The following is a 19,828-nucleotide window of genomic DNA, read 5'->3' as shown; positions in this document are numbered from 1 at the left end:
TGTTTTATTTAAGCATACTGTAATTACAATTGACTTTTACTGTTGCTGTTTTTGATATTTTGTCCTTTACCAGAGAGGGGATAGTTATGTTATAATCGGAAAGTAAGATGCTGAATTGGGCATTGGTGCTAACTGTTTCGCCTGTTACTTTCAACGTGCCTGTTGCTTCCAGTTCTTTCTTAACCCCATGCATATCGAGAATGCCTTTTACCGTGACGGGGTACACGCCGTCTTTTTGAAAATTAACTTTATCAATATTGATGATCTTTCCTTTGAATACCGACTTTGGAAATTTATCGCTTTCCATATAATTCTCATTGAAATGCGCTTGCATCAAAGCCCTTTTAAATTCGAAGCCTTTTACCAGCAGGGCGAATTCAATCAGGCCCGTAGCGGCATCAAATACACTGGTGGTGGTTTTGTTTACCCCATCAATATCTTCCCCTGAACCTGCAGCGAATGAGATGTTGCCGTTTTTGGTAAAATATCGCTGTTGTGAATACAATAGGGAGGTAAGTGAAAGGAAAAGAAAAAATAAAACAGGCATTTTTATAGTCATAATTATCTGGTTTAAAAAGTGGGATGATTTATTTTACCAGGCTGCATTTATTCAGTATTACATCTGTGAGTATTCCCGTACAAATACCTTTGATGCTTACCACTGATCCAACCGGTATATTCTTCACTGTTGCCGCTTCTTCATTGTAAAAGCTGCATGTAACTACCGCAAGCGGGTCGCCTGTTTCAAGGAACAGGGTGGCATGGCCATCGGCTTCGAGATGGGCGCCGGATATGTTACCTGAAACAATGATCAATTTGTCAACATATTGTCTGTTTGCTGCCGCTTCATTCTGTAAAAAGGTTTTTACCAGGGCTGAAGCTTCGATTTGCACAGTGGCGGCCTGTTGTCTCGTGTCTGCTGGTTCTTTATTATACAGATACCAGCCATATAATATGCCGGCTAGCAGCATCACCACAATGGCCGTTACGATTTTTTTCCATCTTCGCATATAGGCTGATTTAGTTATTAGGTGTTCCCGAATTGATCCAGCAGGTTAAAAGGGAAATGTCTGATGCCGTTAATGGGCTGCCCGGCGGCATGGTCTTGTCAACGATAGCCCGTTGCTTAATGCGGCCCGCCTGTGCTTTTGCCTGGTCATAGGTTTCCAGCACTATTGATCCCGCGGCTGAAGCTGTATTATGGCAACCTGCGGTATTGCATTTGGTGGTTAGTATGGCTTTAACCGCAGTATATGTTGCGTTTACCTTGCTGCAGTCTGCTGTATCGGGATATATCAGTTCGCCCTTATCGTAATAACACCCCGCTGCCAATAGAATGATGATGACAGGTAAGGTCATTGCTTTCAGTAACATACCGTTGTTATATGAATGTATGTGCTTATTATTCATATCAGATTACATTAATTGTTTGGAGTTCCCGCCTGTATCCATTTTTCAACCTGTTGTATCTGGCAGTCAGACAATTTATTTCCGCCTTGCGGCATAGGCTTATAACCGGTTGCCTGTTTAATGCTGCCCGGCAATCTTCCGCTTGCTGCCGAAGCCTTTACGCCTGCATAGGTGCTGAGATCTACACCGCCACCCAGTGAAGCTGGGTTGTGGCAGCCTTTGCAATACGTGTTCATTAAAGGCATTACTGCTCCTGAAAAAGTAAACACGGTTGTGTCGCAGCCACCGTTGCATTGATTGTTCTTCGCACCCTGGTTTATCCATTTTTGAATGGATGCTTTTTCTGAAGCGCTGAATGGCTGATGGGGCGGCGGTGGCATGATGTCGCCGGGGTTGGTTGTGTTGACTACCTGGTACAATTTGCTCCCTGATGCATTGCCCGGCGTTACAATTTTCATGATGCCGGCATAACTGTTCAATATCAATCCTTCTTTATGCGTAGTAGCATCATGGCAACCGCTCATGGCGCAGCCTGAACTGAGCAATGGCAGAATGGCATTGCTGAAATAAACAGTGTCGGCACTGCACGAATTCGTGATGACGGGTGGCGGATTATTACCATTACTGCTTCCTCCTTTAGACAATATTTCATGTTTGCAGGTGATGAAAAGAAATGCGGTTGCTGCAATCGTAACAATGGATATTAATTTCACAATTGTTTTCTTTTGGGTGATATAAAGTGGTAAGGGGATCAGGAATTAAAAAGCACTAGCATGCCGCAGCTCCTGAAGGGGAGCCGGGTGCGCGTGCAATTAACCAGTTAGTGTTAGTGGGGTAGAAACAGAGCGGGGAATTCCTTCTTATATAACAGACAAAATAAAATGCATATGGTCCCAGTGAGTTTTAAAGAATATTTGCCCGCATTCGATCGTTATGGTATTTTGCATAGCCGCAATACCTTTATTACACCTTTACATACTTCCTGTAGTTTAAATGAACGCGACTGATGATATAGTATGGCAGCAGATCCGGGAAAGAAATATGCCTGCTTTTGAAAGCTATTACAAGGAGCATTTCAAAACATATTTCCTGGTTGCATACAAATTTGTGAAGTCGGTACCTGTGGCGCAGGAGATCGTGAATGACGTGTTCCTGAAAATATGGGAAGATGCAGGAAAGATCATGATCGAATCTTCGCTAAAGGCTTATATATATAAGGCGGTGGTAAACCGAAGCATCAATGTTTTAAACAAACAGCAAAAGGAATTGCAGAACCAGCGTGCCCTTGCCCTGCTGCCACCTGAATTCTATGAAGAAACGCAACTGGAAACCAATGAACTGAAAGCTCAGTTGTATAAAGCCATTGAAAACCTGCCCGAGCAGTGTAAAAAAGTATTTCAACTGAGCAGGTTCGAAGGACTGAAGCAACAGGAAATAGCCGACAAGCTGGGCCTTTCAATAAAAACTGTAAAAAACCATATAACTCAGGCACTTAAAACACTGGCCCGGTACTCAGGGAAATCCATGGTCCTGTTTTTGATCGTAAAACTTTTTTTGTAATACCATTGGGACCGGGCCTTATTTTATTTGTCTTATCAAATATAGCGCATGGATCATTTACCAGATAATACGGTCCCGTGGACCCTGATCTGCTCTGCATGCCAGGGAAATTTAAACCGGGAAGAAGAAACTGCACTGCAGCAATGGCTGGCAACTGATGTGGAAAACAGGGAGCTGTTTATACAGGTAAAGAATACCTGGAATAATGACCTGGAAGAATTTCCTGCTTACCTGCAGGCCGATGGATCGGTTGCGTGGAATGATTTGCGAACCAAACTCGAAGAACAGGTGGCCCGTGAAAATGAGGGACAGGAGAGGAGGATTGCCGGCAAAGAAAAAAGCCGTGTTCGTTTGATCGGCCTGGTCTCAATAGCGGCCCTTTTTGTTTTGGTAACAGGTATAGTTATCTGGAAAATGAGAATTGATAGCAGTAGCAACTATAGAACAGGAAGCGCTGAACAACAGTTGGTTGCCCTGGCAGACGGTACATTGATAAAACTATTTCCTGCTTCCCAGATGGAAGTGCCTGAAGGGTATGATAAGAAGTTACGAAAAGTGATCCTGAAAAACGGAGAAGCATTTTTTGAAGTACGGCACCAGGAAGCGATCCCTTTTATTGTAGACCTGGATATTGCCAGTGTAAAAGATATTGGCACCAGTTTCCGCATCAAGAAAGCAAACGACAGTATATATGTTTCTGTAGTTACAGGCGTGGTTGAATTCAGGAGCAGGGCAGATAACGAGGTGCGCCTTTTAAAAGCGGGTATGCAAATAACATGTCTGCCCGGTACAGATAATTCCAGGCCGCTTATCGTTATTGATTCTTTGGCCGCTGCCGGTGAAGATAAGTTACGTTTTGTCAATACTTCCCTTTCTGACGTGATACGTAAATTCGAAGCTGTTTATAAAAAGCCTATTGCTATAAAGGATTCGGCAATAATGCAAAAGCGCTTTACCGGGCACCTGGATGGACAATCATTCGAGGGCGCCCTGGATGTGTTGTGCAGATCGCTTAACATAACTTTTAGCCAGGAAAATGACATTTATTATTTGAAAAAGGAATAATTCATTACAAACCAGAAATACTGTACCATAGTTAACAAGAAAACAATGCGGCCTGTTACTACCGGGGTAGGTAATAAAGTGTTATTGCAGGTGTGTTCACTTGTGGTAGTGGTATTGCTGTGTACGGCCGGGTTGCGGTCGCAGACCATCATTGAAAAGGAACAAAAGATCACTATCGATGCAAAAAACGAATCCCTTCAAAATATACTTTTGAGTATAGAATCGCAATTGTCTTTCCGGTTTGCATATGATGCTGAATTAATTGCAGGGCTAAGCCGGATCACGTTCAGGTGCACAGGAGAACCATTGGTAAATGTGTTGAACAACCTGTTTAAGGAAACCGGTATTACTTTCAGTATTAGTGGTAACCAGGTTATATTACAAAAAAGCCCCCGTAGCAAAATAACCATCAGTGGTTTTACCAGGGATAAAAAAAGCGGGGAGCTGCTTTTGGGTACGAATATTTTTTTGCCATCCATTAAAAGAGGTACGGTATCGAACAGGTATGGATTTTATTCCATTACCATACCTGCCGTGGATTCCCTTGAAATGGAAATATCCTATGCCGGTTATGAAACCCATCGAACAGTTTTAGGCGGTCGTAAAGATCTAAAACTGAATGTGCAGCTCGGCCACCGCGAAGATTCTTTTACATTCAAACCGGTTATCGTTGTAAGCGAAAAAGATAATCCTGTTACCAGAAACCAGGTAGATCTGATAGACCTGTCGGCTGATATGATAACTGCCACACCTGCCGTGAGCGGTAATGGCGATATCATCAATGCGGTACAGTTGTCGGCAGGGGTTCAGGCAGGGCTTGACGGAACCGCCGGCTACTTTGTGAGAGGCGGTAATGCCGACCAGAACAAGGTAATACTCGATGAAGCCACGCTTTATAATCCGGGTCACCTGTTGGGTTTGGTAAGTGTTTTCAATTCTTCTGCTATTAAAAAAGCCATGTTGCTGAAAGGTGGTTTTCCCGCTTCATATGGCGATAATTTAAGTTCAGTGCTCGAAGTGCAAATGAAAGATGGAAGCGACCGGCAGTTGGGCGGTGAATTGCAACTGGGCACCATGACTTCTTCACTGGCCTTGTATGGCCCTGTAACAACCGGTAAATCTTCTTACTTTTTGTCGGCCCGCAGAAGTACGATCGACTACCTGCTTCGGCCGGTTTCAAACACCGCCTATTTCAGCAATTATTATTTTTATGATCTGAATACAAAGCTGCAGTTCCAGTTATCTCCACGTGACAGGGTGTATTTCAGTATTTACCAGGGATACGACAAAGGCGCATATAATTCGGCGGGTGAGGAAGATGATCATGACGAGGACGATTACATAGATTATAATATCGCATTCGGTAACCGGGCTTTAAGCGTCAGGTGGAACCATGTTTTTTCCAAGAAACTATTTGCAAACACATCATTGGTTTATACTTCCTATTTTCAACGCCTTACTGCCATTGAGAAAAAATATTATGCCCAGCTGTATTCCGGCATCCGTGACCTGCATGCCCGCACCGACCTGTATTATTACCCCAATATTTCGCACCGGATCCGCGGGGGCATCGATTACCTGCAGCAATCGCTTTTCCCTGCTACTTTGTCGAACAAGGTTTCGCCGGCAGGTTTTTTAAGCATCAATGAAAACGACATACCGCAAAGAAGTTCCGGCCGTTTGGCCGCCTACCTGGGCGATGATTATAAAATAACCAGCAAATTCAATGTATACGCAGGTGTGCGGGTGCCGCTTTACCGGAAAATTGATGTGCAGTTTATGAATGTTGAACCGCGTTTATCATTATTATACCTCACCGGGGCAAACAGCAGTATAAAACTGTCTTATACCAGTATGCATCAGTATATTCACCTGGTGCAAAGTTATAATGCAACCTTCCCGGCCGAAATATGGATGGGATGCAGCAACAAAGTGAAGCCACAGGGTAGCCAGCAGGTATCAGCCGGCTTTTATAAAAACTTCAAGGGTAAAATCTTCCAGGCAAGCCTGGAAGTTTATTATAAAACAATGGGTAACCAACTATTGTTAAAGGGGGGCGCCACTTCTGTAATTGACAATAGCCTGGAAGACCAGTTGATATTTGGTAAAGGATGGAGTTATGGTAGTGAATTTATTATCAGAAAAACCACCGGACGGGTAAAAGGATGGGTGTCCTATTCATTCACCAATGCATTTCAACAATTTGATTCATTGAACCGCGGCGTCTCTTTTCCCCTGGCCATCAATAGGAAACACAGCCTGTATGTATTATGCAATTATAACCTCGATCAGCACTGGTCTGCCTCTGCAACGGCTTATGTGACAAGTGGCCGGTTGGTGACATTAAATTCCGGTTCAGGCAATCAAAATAGCAATCCATTGTATGATGAAGATGATCACAAGGAAGCCTATAACCACCAGCTTTCACCTTATAACCGTTTGGATGTAAGCGTTTCTTATAAGAATCGCAGAATTGCACCCAACCGCACCTGGACGAGTGAGTGGGTGTTATCGGTGTTTAATGTATATGCGCATAGAAATACACAATTTTATTACAGATCAATTGATCCGGAAACAAAAAAGGCATACATAAAGGAAATACCGTTTTTCCCGGTAATACCCACTCTTACATACAAGTTAAGTTTTTAATGGGCAAACGGCCGCCTTGCAAAGGCCCTCATATGAGGCAATTCGATCTGCAGCTTGTGCTGGTTTTGTAGTAAGTGAGCAATTATGGCTTTACGATTTTGCTTAACGCCATGTGCCAGGAAATGAGAAACCCCCGATTGAAGTCTGTGAGACTTCCATTTCAAGGCCTTTTTTTACACCATCATATCATGGAATAAATTAATTTAGCGCCTCAAAAAAGTAATAACGCTTAATAAATTAATCTTATGAGCAGTTCCGATAACATTTCGCATAATGTATATTTTGATGGAAAAGTGCAAAGCCTGGGTATCGAAACTGAGAAAGGGCCAGCAACTGTAGGAGTTATGAAAAAGGGAACTTATGTATTTAACACCTCTTCGCTTGAGACGATGGTAATTATTTCAGGAACCATGAGCACAAAGGTGAAAGGCGGCGACTGGCTCACGCACAGGAAGGATGATGCTTTTGAAATAGCCGCACACACATCATTTGAAGTAAATTGTGCTACGGATGTAGCCTATATCTGTTACTATAGTTAGAAAAACAGGGCGCTTTTTTGGGGGGCCATACAACGTATTTCAGGAAATTACGTGATGCCTGTTTTATGGCGCTGCGTTAATTTGCTTCCGGCTGACTTCTTTCAGTTCTTCATTTGACCGCTATCATGCCTTTCGGGCCACTGCAGCGTTAATTTGCAGCAACAAATAAAGAGGTCGAACAATTATGTTAGTAATAACCTGCCACCATTGGATGATTGGCTTTGGGGTCATAATGCTGTCATGGTTCAGTTGTAACAAAGCGCCAGTTATATATCCCGAACGAAAAGACATTATTGAAACAGTATATGCCTCAGGTAAGATCATTCCTGAAAATGAATACAAGCTCGCTGCCTTAACAAGCGGTGCTATTATTAAAAAACTGGTAAGGGATGGGGATACCGTAAAAAAGGGACAATTGTTATTTGTTATCAGCCATGAAGCAGCCAGGAAAAGGTACGACGCAGCTTTGAAAAATTATCAGAATTTGGTCGTTAACCTCTCTGATCGATCCCCTTTATTAAACGACCTGAAATTAACTTTACAAAATGCTGTTGTAAAGCACGCCAACGATTCTATTACTTATCTCCGGTATAAAAACCTGTGGTCGCAGGGTATTGGCACCAAAAACAACCTCGATAATGTATATACCAGTTACCAGGTATCACAGAATCAGAAGAAGATTGCTGAGCAGAAATATTATGCGGCCCTGAACGACCTGAAGGTTTCACACAGCAATGCCCACAGTCAGTTAACTACGTTTGATAAAGATCTGCAGGAATATTATATCAGGAGCGACCGGGACGGGATCGTATACCAAACGTACAAGGAAGCGGGAGAAACGGTGAATATAAATGAAGTAGTGGCGTTGGCAGGATCACCGGGCAACCTGGTGATCCGCCTGGCTGTAGACCAGCAGGACATTGGTAAACTTAAAACCGGTCAGCAGGTATTGCTGCAGACAGATGTTACCGGAAACACCATTTACGAGGCCGTAGTATCATACATTTATCCGGTAATGAATGAACAGGACCAGACTTTCAGGGTAGATGCATTATTTACCAAACGGGCGGCGCCTTCCTTCATTCACAGCTCTGTAGAGGCGAATATTATTGTACAAAAGAAAGATCAGGCGCTGGTATTGCCTCGCAATGCTTTAACCAGTGATAACAGCGTTTGGATACAGGTAAACAGAACTGCAAAGAAAACTGCCGTACAAACAGGCATTACCACACTTGATCATGTAGAAATTATTGCCGGCCTCAATGAAGGAACAGCCGTGCTGCTCACCTCCCAAAACGATGAACCATGAAACTGCCGGTGAATTTTAAAATTATGAAAGTGCACCTGCTGTCACGCAAACGCCAAACCATCGTGGCCATGTTAGGTGTTACCTTCGGTATTGGCATGTTCATTCTTATGATGAGCTTTATGAAAGGTATGAACGATTTCTTCGAAGGTATCATGTTGTCGGTAACGCCGGATATCCGTATTTACAATGATTATAAAACAGATTATGCTTCCTCCGTTACCAAACAATTCTTCGGCGAAAAGCAGAACAACTGGATCATAGTTCGACATCCCCGCCCCAAACAAATAAACCTGAACCTGAAAAACGCTTCTGGTATTATTGAAGACCTTCGCAAACTTAATGAAGTACATGTGGTATCGCCCCTGGTATCGGCTCAAATACTTTTTAACTATGGCCCTGTGCAACTGGGAGCCTCGCTCGATGGGGTAGACATAAGAGAAGAAGACCGGCTTTTCGGGCTCACTGATAAAATGGCCAGCGGGCGCCCTGAAAATTTATTAACTGCAGGTAATGGTATTTTGTTAGGCTATAAACTGGCCAATAAATTAAATGTAACAACAGGAGATATGGTAACCGCCACGGCGCCATCAGGAGCCCGGTTGCGGTTCAGGGTAGTGGGTACCTATAAATTCGGAATTGCCACCATGGATGAATACAAAGCATATGTAAGTATTACAAGTATGCAACAGTTATTGGGTAAAAGCCGCGATTATATCACCGACATTCGCTTAAAGCTGAAAGATATGAACGAGGCCGCTGCACTGGCGCCCGATTTATCAAGGAAATATGGCTACAAAGCAGAGGACTGGGAAACAGTGAATGCATCTGTTAAGGCAGGCAACCTGATCAGGGATACGTTTACATATGTGTTAAGCTTTACGTTATTACTGATCGCAGGATTTGGTATTTACAATATTATGAACATGGTGATCATTGGCAAAATGAAAGACATTGCCATTTTGAAGGCCGAAGGTTTTGCCAGGAAAGACATTGTACAGATCTTTTTATCACAGTCACTGATCATTGGGCTGATAGGCGCAATGGCAGGACTGTTGCTGGGCTTCCTTTTATCTTATGCATTATCGAAGGTGCCGTGGCCGGAAGATGAATGGATAATTATAAAACATTTCCCGGTGAATTTTGATACAAGTTATTATGTGGTAGGAATGATCTTTGGCCTTCTTACTACCGGGCTGGCCGGTTTATTGCCGGCGCTAAAAGCGTCGAGGGTAGATCCGGTAACCATTTTAAGAGGATAAAACGAATTGTATGCAGCAGAATGTACTGAAAGCAGAAAAGCTTAATAAATATTTTCATGAACCGGATACTACCCAGATTTTACATGATATCTCCCTGTCTATTCAGGAAGGAGAATTTGTGTCTATCATGGGTAAATCAGGTTGTGGTAAGTCAACTTTATTATATCTGTTGTCTACGCTCGACACTGCGTATGAAGGAATAGTGATCATTAATGGTGTTACCGTTACCGGATTAAATGAGAACGCTATGGCCCGTTTCAGGAATGAGCACATCGGATTTGTATTTCAGTTTCATTTTCTGCTTCCTGAATTTACAGCGCTTGAAAATGTGATGTTACCTGCTTTAAAGCTGCGAAAGCTGGAATACCAGGAAGTAGAACAACGTGCAATGGAAAAGCTAAAGCAAATGGATATGCATGAGCATGCACACAAACTTTCGGGTAAATTATCGGGTGGGCAGCAACAAAGGGTGGCCATTGCCCGTGCATTGATCAATGATCCAAAGATCATTATGGCAGATGAACCCACAGGCAATCTCGATTCTGCCAATACAACCATAATATTCAACATATTCAATCAACTGGCACAGGAAGGTAACACGATCATTGCGGTTACGCATGATCATGATTTTGCCCGCAAATCGAATCGTATTCTTGAAATGGCCGATGGAAGGATCAAAACATAGACGAACAACCTTTTTTAGTAATTTCTAAATCTGGCAATATGAAAGATTTTGTGATGCATGTTGCAGCGCATTGGATGGTTCTGCAACTGGGTTTATTGCCGCTTGAACTAACTGCTCAATTCGACAGTTTGCCAAACTTCAGGTATTACGATAAACGCGGGGTCAATGTTTTTGAATCGCCGAAAGAACCTGTTGAAGCTTTTAAGGGCATTAAATTTCGTTTAGGGGCTGGTTTGGCCCAGGCATACCAGTCACTGTCGCATTCCAACGATGCCGATGGAAAAGCGGATAATGCACTTTATACGATCCATCCCGGGTTTACCCCTGCAATGGCCAACTTCAGTATGGATGTTCAATTGATCACAGGCACCAGGTTTAATTTGACCTGCTATTTATCTACACGTTCCCGCAATGAAGCAAGGCTGAAAGCAGGTTACCTGCAATTCGATAAGCTGCCCTTGGATAGTGAGTTGTGGGAAAAACTGATGCAGGTTATAACAATCAGGACTGGGCTAATGGAAGTAAATTATGGCGACGCTCATTTCCGGCGTTCTGATGGCGGCCAGGCTATTTACAATCCTTTTATTGAAAATTACATTGTTGATGCTTGTGCAACTGAAACGGGCGCTGAAGTGCATGCACGCAAAAATGGCTTCTTTGCTTTGGCTGGTATTTCCAATGGCGTGATGTGGAATAATAGAGATTCGCAGATAGTATCTCTCCAGAATGGACAGATTCATAATTCCCCGGCATTTTACGGGAAGGCCGGTATGGATAAAAGTGTAGGGGAAAGGTTCAGGTTAAGGCTGTCTGGTTCTTTCTATTATGATGCCAGCTCGGAAAATAATTCCTTATTTGCAGGGGAAGGGGCAGGATCGAACTATTTTATGGTAATGGAAAAAGCCCCGGGTGTTACCTATGCTGCCAATGCATTCTCCGGAAGATTAAATCCCGGCTTCACCAACAAGGTGAGTGCTTTTCAGTTGAATGGATTTTTTAAGTTAATAGGCTTCGAAGTATTTGCAACTTATGAAGAAGCCCGGGGCCGTAATGCAACAGAGAACAGGGCGCGCCCTATAAAACAATATGCTGTTGACTGGGTATTCAGGTTTGGCAATAAGGAAAACTTATTTATAGCCTCCAGGTATAATGCGGTTACTGCCCGTCTTCAGGGAATTATAAACAACGTTAAGATTGACCGGGTGGTCATGGCTGCAGGATATTTTTTTACAAACAATATCTTATTAAAAGCTGAGGCCGTGAATCAATATTACAAGGATTTTCCACAGGAAGATTATAGGAATGAAGGAAAGTTTAACGGAGGAGTGATCCAGGTTGTTATAGGTTTTTGAAAATTCCCATACGAAGCAGTTTACTTTGATTATTATCATCCCCCCTGCTATTAATTATCATATATCCTGTCTTTTTATTATAATAACTTGTTATGTAAGGCTTTTAATTAACAAGCTTAAAGTATTTTATATGAAGTTGCTGATTAACGGAGACAGATTGATTAAGGATGTGCAACAGGAGTTTAACCGGGCTTACCCTTTTCTTAAAATTGAGTTCTTAAAAAATCTCGATCTTCAAAGTGGTCAAAAGCTGAGTAAAAATAAGATTGCACATAATTATAAATTTAGTGACATTAAGAAACCCAATATACCTGAGGGAGAAGTTGTAGTTGAAGACATGATGACAGTATCGGACCTGGAAAAAGCCTTTATGGACAAATTCGGTTTGTGTACCCAGTTATTCAGAAGGTATGGGAATGTATGGCTGGAATCTTCCATGTCGGATAGCTGGAGTCTTAAGCAACAAAATGATTTAAGTAGAGAGATCACCACCGGCAGGAAACCTAAAGATAAAGATGATGATTTTGATCTGAATAGAGATGTGGATTAAGTTGTAATTTAATTTCCCTGTGTTTATTGCTCACCATAGCCACTTTTTAAATGAAACATATGAAACACATATTTTTACTTATGATAATGCTGAGCATTATGTGCTCAGTCAAAGCCATACGTATTCAATCGGGTAAAAATCTTGTTATCGATAAACCGGTTTATGAGGACGTTTATATCGCCGGGGGTGATATAATAATCAATGCGCCTGTTTATGGAGACCTGATAGTCACCGGGGGAACAGTTACCATAAATGATAGTATCTCAAACGATATACTGGCGGCTGGAGGAACCATTTCTTTCAATGGCTATGTTGGAGATGACATACGTTGTGCAGGTGGCAAACTGAATATATTTAAAAATGTTGCGGGCGATGTGGTTGTTACCGGGGGTAAAATTGCTATCAATAAAGATGCTGTGATAGGTAACCTGATATCTGCAGGCGGGGAAATAACAATCGATGGCCAGGTGACTGGTTCAGTGAGATCGGCATCAGGTGAATTATTATTAAATGGCGCTGTAATGAAAGATATTGATTGCCGGGGGGGTGATATTACTATTAATGGTAGCGTGAACGGGCGGTCTGTTTTAGTGGCGGGTGATGAACTTACCATAGGGAATACGGCCGCTTTTAATAATGATGTGCGTTACTGGAGCCCCTCAAGGGATGTTAACTTCAATAATTCAGTTAAAAAAGGCCAGGCCATATATGATCCATCTCTGCGAATAGATCGGGAACACTGGTATTTTCTTGGTTTTTCGTCGGTATTTGGGTTGTTGTGGTATGTGGGCATGGTGTTCATTATGATCATGATCATACAGCATCTGTTTGGCCGCACTATGAAAAAGGCGGGGCAAACTGCTTATGATAAGGCACTGAGGTCGTTTGGATATGGTTTCTTATTCTGGATTGGCGTGCCGGTGGCGGCAGCGATTGCCTGCATTACCATTATCGGTGTACCGGTAGGTGTTATTTTGTTATTCAGTTATATTATACTGGCAGTTTTTGCCGGTACCATTACATCGGTTGTAGCGGCGAACTGGCTCAATAGCCGTTCTGCAACAAACTGGTCATACTGGCGGATGGTGTTCGTGGCGCTGGGCATTTTTATAATTTTCAGGATCGTTTCTTTAACGCCCTTCTTCGGCTGGTTCATTTTTGCGCTGCTTGTTTGTATTGCCTTTGGCTCTGTTTTGTTGAACGTTAACTGGCGCAGATCGCCCCAGTAAAATATTCAGGGCTTTCAATTCGGGAATACTATCGCTTATAAGCTTTAGTATTCCTATTAATGGAATAAACAGGATCATGCCTGAGATGCCCCATAAAAGTCCGCCGGCTATAATAGCTACCAATGTGGCCCAGGTACTTACTTTTATCTGGGTGGCAACTACTTTAGGAAAGATCAGGTAAGCTTCCAGGTACTGCACGAAGGTAAAAACAGCTACCACGCCAATTGGGTACCAGATGCTGTCTTTGGTGATCCAGGCAACGGTGATGGGCAATAGCGCACTTACAATTATTCCTATATATGGAATGATCGTCATAATGGCTGTTAGCATACCAAAAAGTATTGCATGCGGAATGCCAAGCGCCATTAACCCGATACTGTTTAACACGCCCACAATAAGATAAACCATCGCCATGCCTTTAATGAAATTAAAATAAGTATGCGTGGTTTCATGTAACAGAGATTTTAATTGTTTACTGTATTGGCTGCCTGTTAGTTTTTCCAGAAATTGAACAAACACCTCCCTGTTGTAAAGGAATAAAGCCGCATATACAGGTATAAGAAATAATGTAAATAATCCGCCGGCTGTAGCCGTGATGGTCGATTGCAGTATACTGCTTGTGCTGTTGCTGAAATTACGTATTATCTGTTGCAACCATTCATTCTGGGCGGCGACTGAGATGTTAAAACCTGATGCGATCCATTGCTGCAGTTCATGCAAAGAGGGCCTTACTTTCTCAAGTAGTTGCGGAATATCTTCCCGGAGTACATTGATCTGAATAAACAAAAGACCAAGCAGGAGACCAAAAAGAATAACAACAATAAATAATCCTGCACCGATGGTAAGGCTGCGTGGCCACCGGTGTTGCTCAAGCCACTTGCATCCAGGATACAGCACCATGGCAATGAGTAAACTGTAAGCGAGCGGAATAAACAGGGCTTTGCCAAAATACAGGATAACCGCAGTTAATACGATGATCTGCAGATTTTTTAAAATCGAATGGTTATTGTAAGCATTGTTGATCATATTTAAAGCTAATCGAATTAAGATCTTAATTCCAGGATGATTGTCATTGACCGTGGTGAGTTTTATCAGCTGCTTACATAATTTTTACAACTTGATTATTATCATTCCATTCAATGACCGGCTTCATGATCAGATAGCTTAAACTGGTGGACCTTTAGAATAATTCAATTTTATGGCGATACCGGTTAAAACAAGCAGATTCTTGCAGGAAACAGGCGACGTGTCGGTCTTTGCAATCCGATTCTTTAAAGAGGCTTTCAAGCCCAGGTATGAGATATCGGAATTTATCAGGCAGTGTTTTGTAATAGGGTATAAGTCACTCCCTTTGATAGGCTTAACCGGTTTCATCATGGGATTGGTTTTAACCATGCAATTGCGGCCATCGCTGATCGAGTATGGAGTGGAATCCCAGCTTCCGGCCATGGTGGGGATTGCTATCGTTCGTGAAATAGGGCCTGTGATCACCGCTTTGATCTTTGCCGGCAAGATCGGCAGCAGTATCGGTGCAGAGCTGGGGTCTATGAAGGTAACGGAACAAATAGATGCGATGGAAGTTTCCGGCACAAATCCATTCAAATACCTGGTGGTAACCAGGGTGCTGGCAGCTACGCTTATGTTACCCGTTCTGGTAATGCTGGGTGATGCTATTTCATTATTTGGTTCTTATTTGGGCGTTAACATTCGGGGGGTAACCAGTTTTCACCTCTTTTATACCCAGGTATTCGATAACCTGGCGTTTGGAGATGTGCTGCCTGCATTTATTAAATCATTCTTTTTTGGTTTTGCGGTTGGCATCATCGGTTGCTATAAAGGATATTATTCCGCGAAAGGAACAGAAGGGGTGGGGCAGTCGGCCAACTCGGCTGTGGTTGTTTCATCTATCGTCATATTTGTTATTGACCTGGTGGTTGTGCAAATAACTGATCTTTTAAATCTGAATTAAGCTGTGTTTATGAAAGAACAGGTATTGATACAGGCGGAAAAGAAAAAGGAAAGCAGCGGGGACGTACTGGTTGTAAAACATTTGTATAAATCATTTGGCAGCAATAAGGTACTAAATGACTTTAACCTGACCCTGGTTAATGGTGAAAATCTTGTCGTACTGGGTAAATCAGGTTCAGGGAAATCGGTTTTGATAAAATGTATCATTGGTTTATTGATGCCGGATAGCGGTGTCATTGAACTGTTTGGGAGGAATATTACCGATCTTGACCATGAAGAACTGGATAAAGTGCGCGCCAAGGTAGGGTTCCTTTTTCAGAGCAATGCGCTGTATGATTCAATGACTGTTCGGCAAAACCTCGAGTTCCCTTTGCGCCGGCACTGGATGCATGTAACGCAGCAGGAAGTAGATAACCTGGTGCAGGAAGCGCTGGAAGATGTTGGGCTTGCGCATACGATCAATATGATGCCGGCAGAATTATCGGGTGGGATGCGTAAAAGGATTGCCCTTGCCCGCACCCTCATTCTTAAACCGGAAATCATTTTATACGATGAACCTACCACCGGTCTCGATCCGGTTACCGGAAAGGAGATCATAGAACTGATAATGACCATACAGAAAAAATACAGATCGTCATCACTTATTATTTCTCATGATATGACCTGCGTACGACTGGCTGCCGACAGGATAGTGGTGTTAATAAATGGGCGTTGTTATGCGGAAGGCGCCTACGATGAATTGAAACGGTCTGTTGATCCTGGAATAAAACAATTTTTTGAATAATTATTTTATGGCAAAAAAAACAATCGATACAATGAAGCTGGGCATGTTTGTGCTGTCGGGATTGCTTTTTCTTATAGTAATGCTTTATATGATCGGCAAAAACCGGAACATATTTGGCCCCGCTTTCATACTAAAGGCGCAGTTCGAAAATGTTCAGGGCCTTGTGCCTGGTAATAACGTCAGGTTTTCAGGAATCCAGATCGGCACGGTGAAAAAGATCCATATTATAAACGATACCCTGATTGAAGTCGTTATGCTGGTAGATGATAAAATGGAAAAGATCATCCGGAACGATGCCATTGTTTCTATCGGTTCCGATGGGTTGATGGGCAATAAAGTCATCAATATTTCTCCGGGCCGGTCAGCTGCTCCTTTTGTAACAAAAGAGGAAATATTAAATACGCGCAAGGCGCTTAATACAGATGATATGTTGTTGACCTTATCTCAAACCAACCACGATATATCAGTGGTAGCCGCACAATTGAAAATAGCTGTTCAACGGGTTAATAACAGTACCGCTTTATGGACGATGCTTAATGATGAAACACTCCCAAAAAATTTGCGGGCTTCAGCTGCCAATGTACAACTGGCTACAGCCCATGCTGCTATTGTTGCAGAAGATCTGCATGCTATCGTTTATGCTGTAAAAAGCGGTAAAGGTTCTTTAGGTTCTCTGCTTGCCGATACCTCTTTCGCCATTGCCTTGCAAAACGCTGTTGAAAAAATTAAAGGGGTAGGGGATAAGGCCGATGAACTGGCTCTTTCCCTTAATTCGGTTATTTCGGGCGTGCAACATGATATTAATACCGGTAAAGGACCCGTAAATGCATTGTTCAAAGATTCATCCATGGTAACCAGGATCAGCAATAGCCTTGATAATATACAAAGAGGAACGGATGCTTTCAGTCAGAATATGGAGGCATTAAAACATAATATTCTTTTCCGGGGTTATTTCAGGAAACTCGAAAAACAGAAAAACAGGGAGAACCGGCAAAGCATTGTGGCTCATTAACCGTTCTGAAACCGGTTTTGCCTGACACTGGTTTGTTTAAGTAATAAAATACTTTTTATGGAATCATTGATAATGACCTTTAACAACATCAGCATTAATGATGTGGCCCGCGTTGGTGGTAAAAATGCTTCCCTGGGTGAAATGTTTAACCGGCTTTCAGGCTATGGAGTGACCGTGCCTGACGGCTTTGCAGTTACTGCCAATGCTTTCTGGCTTTTTATTGATGAGAATTCACTACGAGATCAATTAAAAGAGCTGATGATGAATTTAGACACAAACGAGTATTCAAATCTGGCTCATACCGGAAAACAGGCACGATCGCTGATCCTGAGCGCTACCATGCCGCAGGTATTGAAAGAAGAAATTCTAAAAGCGTATAAGGCGCTATGTGGCGATACATATTTTGAAGTTGCCGTAAGAAGCAGCGCCACCGCCGAAGACCTGCCGCAGGCCAGCTTTGCGGGGCAGCATGAGTCTTATCTGAATATTAAGGGCGAAGAAAATTTACTCTCTGCCGTTCAGGAATGTTTCGCTTCTTTATATACCGACCGGGCTATAAAATACCGGGAAGACAATAAATTCGAGCACACCAAAGTGGCGTTATCGGTGGGGGTGCAAAAAATGGTCCGGTCCGACAAAGCCTGTGCCGGTGTGGGGTTTACCCTGGAACCGGAGTCGGGTTTTCGGGATGTTATTCATTTAAGCGGAGTATGGGGCCTGGGCGAAAATATAGTTCAGGGAACGGTAACGCCCGATGAGTTTTTCATTTTTAAACCATCGCTGAAACTGGGAAAGAAGGCGATCATTCAAAAAAAACTGGGTGAGAAAGCAAAAACGATGGTCTATGGGAACAATGAGCTGAACGCCCAGGCAACCATTAATCTTGAAACCGCTCCGGATAAAAAAGAACAATTTGTATTAAGCGATGATGAGGTAATGCGAATTGCAAAATGGGCGCTGATCATTGAAGATCATTACCGGAAACCTATGGATATTGAATGGGCAAAAGATGGTAACTCCAATGAATTGTTTATCGTTCAGGCGCGGCCTGAAACCGTTCATGCACAAAAAAATTCTTACCTGGTAAAAGAATACCGGTTAGAGAATAAAGGAGAGTTATTGGCGGAAGGAGAAGCCATTGGCTCAAAAATAGCCGTTGGCAAAGCCAGGGTATTACAATCGACCAAAGATGCCGATACGCTGCAGGCCGGTGAAATTGTTGTTACTGAAATAACCAGTCCCGACTGGGATCCCATTCTTAAAAAAGCGGCGGCCATTATTACCGATAAAGGGGGGCGTACGAGCCATGCTTCAATTGTTGCCCGGGAACTGGGTGTGCCGGCCGTGGTGGGCAGTTCAAACGCCACGCAAAATATTCGCGATGGCGAAATCATAACGGTATCATGCTGTGAAGGAAAAACAGGATTTGTGTACAGGGGAAAATTAAATTATAAAGAAATTGAGCATGATTTCAGCGATAGTAAAATGCCTGAGACCACGCAGCCAATGCTAATCGTAGGAGATCCGGAAAACGCATTCCGCTTATCGTTTTATCCCAATGATGGCGTTGGCTTGATGCGTATAGAGTTTATTATAACGCATTTTGTGCAGGTGCATCCCATGGCCTTGGTGAAGTTTAACGAGTTGAAGGACGAAGCAACAAAAGAAAAAATAGAACAGCTTACACACCATTATCCCGACAAGGAAGCGTATTTCGTTGATAAACTGGCGCAGGGTATTGCTACCATTGCCGCCGCTTTTTATCCCAAAGACGTGATCGTACGCATGAGTGATTTCAAAACTAACGAATATGCCAACCTGGTTGGCGGCGCACAATTTGAGCCGGAAGAAGAAAATCCCATGCTGGGTTTCAGAGGGGCTTCCAGGTATTACAACGACCGGTACCGGGAAGGTTTCCGGCTTGAGTGCGAAGCTATAAAAACAGTTCGCAATGTAATGGGGCTTACCAATGTAAAGGTGATGATACCATTTTGCAGAACGGTTGAAGAAGGCAGGCAGGTAATTGAAGTGATGAAGGCGAACGGGTTGAACCGGGAAATGGACCCTTCACTCGAAATTTATGTAATGGCGGAAATTCCCAGCAATGTGCTGCTGGCAGAACAATTTGCAGAAATTTTCGATGGCTTCTCTATTGGCTCTAACGACCTCACACAACTAACGTTGGGAATTGACCGCGATTCGGCTATTGTGAGCGGTTTGTTCAGCGAACAAAATGAAGCGGCAAAGTGGATGATCTCCACGGTCATACAAAAAGCCAAAGCGGCCGGAAGGAAAATAGGGCTGTGCGGCCAGGCGCCAAGCGATTTTCCTGAATTTGCGCAGTTCCTGGTAAAACAGGGAATAAATAGCATTTCTTTTAATCCCGATGCTTTACTTCAGGGAATAAGGAATATAATATTGGCGGAGGAGAAACAAAAAATAAAGTAGCCCCCTGGT

19 protein-coding genes are annotated in these 19,828 nt (G+C 42.9%); 14 read left to right on the top strand and 5 right to left on the bottom strand.

Annotation, left to right across the window (positions count from 1 at the left end; genetic code table 11):
* Positions 1-4 precede the first annotated feature (4 nt).
* The 4 genes from FAM09_RS13800 to FAM09_RS13785 are packed head-to-tail and all read right to left on the bottom strand — an operon-like array spanning position 5 to position 2,123.
* Positions 5-559: a YceI family protein gene (locus tag FAM09_RS13800; RefSeq protein ID WP_136577702.1), complete on the bottom strand. Its 555-nt coding sequence runs from the start codon at positions 557-559 to the stop codon at positions 5-7.
* A 28-nt stretch (positions 560-587) separates the two neighbouring features.
* Positions 588-1,010 carry an OB-fold protein gene (locus FAM09_RS13795; protein ID WP_136577701.1) on the bottom strand — a complete coding sequence of 141 codons (423 nt, stop codon included), beginning with the start codon at positions 1,008-1,010 and terminating at the stop codon, positions 588-590.
* Positions 1,011-1,020: 10 nt separating this feature from the next.
* Positions 1,021-1,410, bottom strand: a complete 390-nt coding sequence (locus FAM09_RS13790) for a hypothetical protein (protein WP_243751669.1) — start codon at positions 1,408-1,410, stop codon at positions 1,021-1,023.
* 11 nt (positions 1,411-1,421) lie between these two features.
* On the bottom strand, positions 1,422-2,123 hold the full coding sequence (locus FAM09_RS13785) for a c-type cytochrome domain-containing protein (RefSeq protein WP_136577700.1): 702 nt from the start codon (positions 2,121-2,123) through the stop codon (positions 1,422-1,424).
* 280 nt (positions 2,124-2,403) lie between these two features.
* On the opposite strand from FAM09_RS13785, the gene FAM09_RS13780 reads away from it, so the two are divergent.
* From FAM09_RS13780 to FAM09_RS13735, 10 genes are all read left to right on the top strand, one after another.
* Positions 2,404-2,970 (top strand): RNA polymerase sigma-70 factor, encoded by a 567-nt coding sequence (locus tag FAM09_RS13780; RefSeq protein WP_136577699.1) that lies wholly within the window; start codon positions 2,404-2,406, stop codon positions 2,968-2,970.
* Between the two features lie 48 nt (positions 2,971-3,018).
* Positions 3,019-4,035, top strand: a complete 1,017-nt coding sequence (locus FAM09_RS13775) for a FecR family protein (protein ID WP_136577698.1) — start codon at positions 3,019-3,021, stop codon at positions 4,033-4,035.
* Positions 4,036-4,080: 45 nt separating this feature from the next.
* The gene (locus tag FAM09_RS13770) at positions 4,081-6,684 is read left to right on the top strand and encodes a TonB-dependent receptor (RefSeq protein ID WP_136577697.1); all 2,604 of its coding nucleotides are present in this window, start codon (positions 4,081-4,083) and stop codon (positions 6,682-6,684) included.
* Positions 6,685-6,929: 245 nt separating this feature from the next.
* Positions 6,930-7,223, top strand: coding sequence for a pyrimidine/purine nucleoside phosphorylase (ppnP, locus tag FAM09_RS13765; RefSeq protein WP_136577696.1), 294 nt, complete (start codon positions 6,930-6,932; stop codon positions 7,221-7,223).
* Between the two features lie 184 nt (positions 7,224-7,407).
* Positions 7,408-8,532, top strand: a complete 1,125-nt coding sequence (locus FAM09_RS13760) for an efflux RND transporter periplasmic adaptor subunit (protein WP_136577695.1) — start codon at positions 7,408-7,410, stop codon at positions 8,530-8,532.
* A complete protein-coding gene (locus tag FAM09_RS13755; protein WP_136577694.1) occupies positions 8,529-9,791 on the top strand; it encodes an ABC transporter permease in 1,263 nt (420 codons plus the stop codon). Before FAM09_RS13760 ends, FAM09_RS13755 begins: the two co-directional genes overlap by 4 nt.
* A gap of 10 nt (positions 9,792-9,801) precedes the next feature.
* Complete coding sequence (locus FAM09_RS13750) at positions 9,802-10,476, top strand: ABC transporter ATP-binding protein (protein ID WP_136577693.1); 675 nt, start codon at positions 9,802-9,804, stop codon at positions 10,474-10,476.
* 38 nt (positions 10,477-10,514) lie between these two features.
* On the top strand, positions 10,515-11,828 hold the full coding sequence (locus tag FAM09_RS13745) for a hypothetical protein (protein WP_243751668.1): 1,314 nt from the start codon (positions 10,515-10,517) through the stop codon (positions 11,826-11,828).
* 130 nt (positions 11,829-11,958) lie between these two features.
* Complete coding sequence (locus FAM09_RS13740) at positions 11,959-12,378, top strand: hypothetical protein (protein ID WP_136577692.1); 420 nt, start codon at positions 11,959-11,961, stop codon at positions 12,376-12,378.
* A gap of 59 nt (positions 12,379-12,437) precedes the next feature.
* Positions 12,438-13,607: a hypothetical protein gene (locus FAM09_RS13735; protein ID WP_136577691.1), complete on the top strand. Its 1,170-nt coding sequence runs from the start codon at positions 12,438-12,440 to the stop codon at positions 13,605-13,607.
* On the opposite strand, the gene FAM09_RS13730 is transcribed toward FAM09_RS13735, so the two are convergent.
* On the bottom strand, positions 13,509-14,633 hold the full coding sequence (locus tag FAM09_RS13730; protein ID WP_136577690.1) for an AI-2E family transporter: 1,125 nt from the start codon (positions 14,631-14,633) through the stop codon (positions 13,509-13,511). The two genes, FAM09_RS13735 and FAM09_RS13730, sit on opposite strands and share 99 nt — an antisense overlap.
* Positions 14,634-14,805: 172 nt before the next feature.
* Between FAM09_RS13730 and FAM09_RS13725 the strand changes: the two genes are divergently transcribed.
* The 4 genes from FAM09_RS13725 to ppsA are packed head-to-tail and all read left to right on the top strand — an operon-like array spanning position 14,806 to position 19,819.
* Complete coding sequence (locus FAM09_RS13725; RefSeq protein WP_136577689.1) at positions 14,806-15,576, top strand: MlaE family ABC transporter permease; 771 nt, start codon at positions 14,806-14,808, stop codon at positions 15,574-15,576.
* 9 nt (positions 15,577-15,585) lie between these two features.
* A complete protein-coding gene (locus FAM09_RS13720) occupies positions 15,586-16,359 on the top strand; it encodes an ABC transporter ATP-binding protein (protein ID WP_136577688.1) in 774 nt (257 codons plus the stop codon).
* 7 nt (positions 16,360-16,366) lie between these two features.
* Complete coding sequence (locus tag FAM09_RS13715; protein ID WP_136577687.1) at positions 16,367-17,371, top strand: MlaD family protein; 1,005 nt, start codon at positions 16,367-16,369, stop codon at positions 17,369-17,371.
* Between the two features lie 57 nt (positions 17,372-17,428).
* Positions 17,429-19,819 carry a phosphoenolpyruvate synthase gene (gene ppsA, locus FAM09_RS13710; RefSeq protein ID WP_136577686.1) on the top strand — a complete coding sequence of 797 codons (2,391 nt, stop codon included), beginning with the start codon at positions 17,429-17,431 and terminating at the stop codon, positions 19,817-19,819.
* Positions 19,820-19,828 lie beyond the last annotated feature (9 nt).

The organism is Niastella caeni, from assembly GCF_004834005.1.
Lineage (GTDB): Bacteria > Bacteroidota > Bacteroidia > Chitinophagales > Chitinophagaceae > Niastella > Niastella caeni.
This window is presented reverse-complemented; position numbering and strand designations above follow the sequence as displayed.

Bases quoted from the DNA above. Each gene is read 5' to 3' on its own strand.
- FAM09_RS13750 (WP_136577693.1), top strand. From the start codon at position 9,802: ATGCAGCAGAATGTACTGAAAGCAGAAAAGCTTAATAAATATTTTCAT.
- FAM09_RS13735 (WP_136577691.1), top strand. From the start codon at position 12,438: ATGAAACACATATTTTTACTTATGATAATGCTGAGCATTATGTGCTCA.
- FAM09_RS13780 (WP_136577699.1), top strand. From the start codon at position 2,404: ATGAACGCGACTGATGATATAGTATGGCAGCAGATCCGGGAAAGAAAT.
- FAM09_RS13790 (WP_243751669.1), bottom strand. From the start codon at position 1,410: ATGAATAATAAGCACATACATTCATATAACAACGGTATGTTACTGAAA.
- FAM09_RS13770 (WP_136577697.1), top strand. From the start codon at position 4,081: ATGCGGCCTGTTACTACCGGGGTAGGTAATAAAGTGTTATTGCAGGTG.
- FAM09_RS13760 (WP_136577695.1), top strand. From the start codon at position 7,408: ATGTTAGTAATAACCTGCCACCATTGGATGATTGGCTTTGGGGTCATA.
- FAM09_RS13740 (WP_136577692.1), top strand. From the start codon at position 11,959: ATGAAGTTGCTGATTAACGGAGACAGATTGATTAAGGATGTGCAACAG.
- ppnP (WP_136577696.1), top strand. From the start codon at position 6,930: ATGAGCAGTTCCGATAACATTTCGCATAATGTATATTTTGATGGAAAA.
- FAM09_RS13800 (WP_136577702.1), bottom strand. From the start codon at position 559: ATGACTATAAAAATGCCTGTTTTATTTTTTCTTTTCCTTTCACTTACC.
- FAM09_RS13715 (WP_136577687.1), top strand. From the start codon at position 16,367: ATGGCAAAAAAAACAATCGATACAATGAAGCTGGGCATGTTTGTGCTG.
- FAM09_RS13730 (WP_136577690.1), bottom strand. From the start codon at position 14,633: ATGATCAACAATGCTTACAATAACCATTCGATTTTAAAAAATCTGCAG.
- FAM09_RS13720 (WP_136577688.1), top strand. From the start codon at position 15,586: ATGAAAGAACAGGTATTGATACAGGCGGAAAAGAAAAAGGAAAGCAGC.
- FAM09_RS13725 (WP_136577689.1), top strand. From the start codon at position 14,806: ATGGCGATACCGGTTAAAACAAGCAGATTCTTGCAGGAAACAGGCGAC.
- ppsA (WP_136577686.1), top strand. From the start codon at position 17,429: ATGGAATCATTGATAATGACCTTTAACAACATCAGCATTAATGATGTG.
- FAM09_RS13755 (WP_136577694.1), top strand. From the start codon at position 8,529: ATGAAACTGCCGGTGAATTTTAAAATTATGAAAGTGCACCTGCTGTCA.
- FAM09_RS13795 (WP_136577701.1), bottom strand. From the start codon at position 1,010: ATGCGAAGATGGAAAAAAATCGTAACGGCCATTGTGGTGATGCTGCTA.
- FAM09_RS13745 (WP_243751668.1), top strand. From the start codon at position 10,515: ATGAAAGATTTTGTGATGCATGTTGCAGCGCATTGGATGGTTCTGCAA.
- FAM09_RS13775 (WP_136577698.1), top strand. From the start codon at position 3,019: ATGGATCATTTACCAGATAATACGGTCCCGTGGACCCTGATCTGCTCT.